Here is a 1,853-nt window from a genome sequence, read left to right on the forward strand (position 1 = left end):
GTATGATCTCATACGGTGGTAGTAGCTATAACATTTCATTACTAATAAATACAGCTGATAAAACTGAGGCATTAAAAAGCTTACACAACCGCTTATTTGAATAATTATCTTCTTCTAAGCCAAAAGATAATACCAGCTATAATGAAAACGAGTGCGATGAAGAGACGATTTCTTCTTTCGTACTCTTTTCCACTGATCTTTTGCTTTTTATAGTCGAGATGATTACCAAAGTAGATCAGACCCAAAACAACAATAACAATTATAAAAAGATATTTAAACATTATGTTTTCTGATAAAGATATATCGCACTTCGCAAGTTTAGAAACACCTTTCTACTTCTACGATCTTACTTTGCTGCAAAAAACGCTTAGTACCTGTGCTGATGCAGCTAAGTTATATAATTTTCATGTGCACTACGCCATGAAAGCAAACTTCAATCAGCGGGTTTTAGAAAAAATAAAGGCTACAGGCTTTGGAGCCGATTGCGTTAGTGGTGGTGAGGTAAGTAAAGCAATAGAAATTGGCTTCTCGAAAGATCAAATAGTTTTTGCTGGCGTGGGTAAATCTGACAAGGAAATTAATGGTGCTTTAGATAATGATATTTTCTGCTTTAATGTAGAATCTATTCAGGAACTTGAAGTTATTAATGAGTTAGCGGGCAAGAAAAACAAAAAAGCAAGGGTAGCCATACGTATTAATCCAAATGTAGATGCACATACTCATCACAACATCACCACTGGATTGGATGAAAATAAGTTTGGTATAAACTCATGGGATTTGCCATTATGTGCTGAAACTTTAAAAAAATCCCCTAATCTGGAGTTTATTGGGATTCACTTTCATATCGGTTCACAGATCACCAATCTTGATGTATATAAAAATCTTTGTGTACGTGTAAATGAATTTGCCGAGTGGTTCGAAGAAAGAGGCTTTACAGTAAAGGTATTAAATGTTGGCGGTGGATTAGGTATTGATTACCATAATCCGGAGCAGCAGATTCCAGACTTTGCCGCTTACTTTAAAATATTTTCAGATTTTCTTAATGTCAGATCAAATCAGGAAGTTCATTTTGAATTAGGTCGTGCATTGGTAGGACAATCTTCATCATTAATAAGCAAGGTGCTATACGTAAAGAATGGGAAGAAAAAAAACTTTATTATTCTTGATGCAGGTATGACTGAGTTAATGAGACCGGCACTTTATCAAGCTTATCATAAAATATCCAATATTTCACGGGTATCAGAACCAAATTCGGTAAAGTATGATGTAGTTGGACCCATTTGTGAAAGCACGGATTGTTTTGGCAAAGAGGTAGAATTGCCGGGAACACTTCGTGGAGATCTTATTGCTTTAAATAGTACTGGAGCTTATGGAGAAGTAATGGCTTCACATTACAATTTAAGAGAAAACATTGTGTCTGTTTACAATACAGATATTTACTAATAGTCGATTGTTTTTAAAGCAGTCGTCATTCTGAACTTTCAGAATGACGACTTATTCGTCAAAGAAGTCAACCAGACCTCCTAAATAGTACTCTTCAATTCCTTCTGTAAAATCTTTATAATCTTCTTCTGGAATATTGGTTTGGACAAACTCCAAAGAAGTACCTTTTTTATCTTCGTGCAGTTTAATGGTTACTATTGAAGGCTCATTATCCTCACCAAAATACCACTGTTGTACTATCCTTTTTCCGTATTCAAATTCAATGTTCTTACCAGTGATATCGCCATCCCAAAAGGAGAACTCAGTATTCGCTTCTTCTGTAAATTCAACCTCAGCACCAGTCCATAATTGTATGCTTTGTGCTTTTGTTAATGCCCAGTAAACCTCTTCAGGCGGGGCTTGTAAGTAAG

3 protein-coding genes are annotated in these 1,853 nt (G+C 35.5%); 2 read left to right on the plus strand and 1 reads right to left on the minus strand.

Annotation, left to right across the window (positions count from 1 at the left end; genetic code table 11):
* Both AC1DG9_RS26580 and lysA read left to right on the plus strand, forming a co-directional pair.
* Positions 1 to 104, plus strand: a 104-nt coding sequence (locus AC1DG9_RS26580) for an ACT domain-containing protein (protein ID WP_477635636.1), incomplete at its 5' end; no start/stop codon positions are given.
* A 178-nt stretch (positions 105 to 282) separates the two neighbouring features.
* A complete protein-coding gene (lysA, locus tag AC1DG9_RS26585; RefSeq protein ID WP_337716109.1) occupies positions 283 to 1,443 on the plus strand; it encodes a diaminopimelate decarboxylase in 1,161 nt (386 codons plus the stop codon).
* 51 nt (positions 1,444 to 1,494) lie between these two features.
* Here lysA and AC1DG9_RS26590 read toward each other — a convergent pair.
* On the minus strand, positions 1,495 to 1,853 hold a 359-nt coding region (locus AC1DG9_RS26590), incomplete at its 5' end, for an SRPBCC domain-containing protein (protein ID WP_477635635.1).

The organism is Pedobacter sp. 05L430 (assembly GCF_056397585.1).

Bases quoted from the DNA above. Each gene is read 5' to 3' on its own strand.
- lysA (WP_337716109.1), top strand. From the start codon at position 283: ATGTTTTCTGATAAAGATATATCGCACTTCGCAAGTTTAGAAACACCT.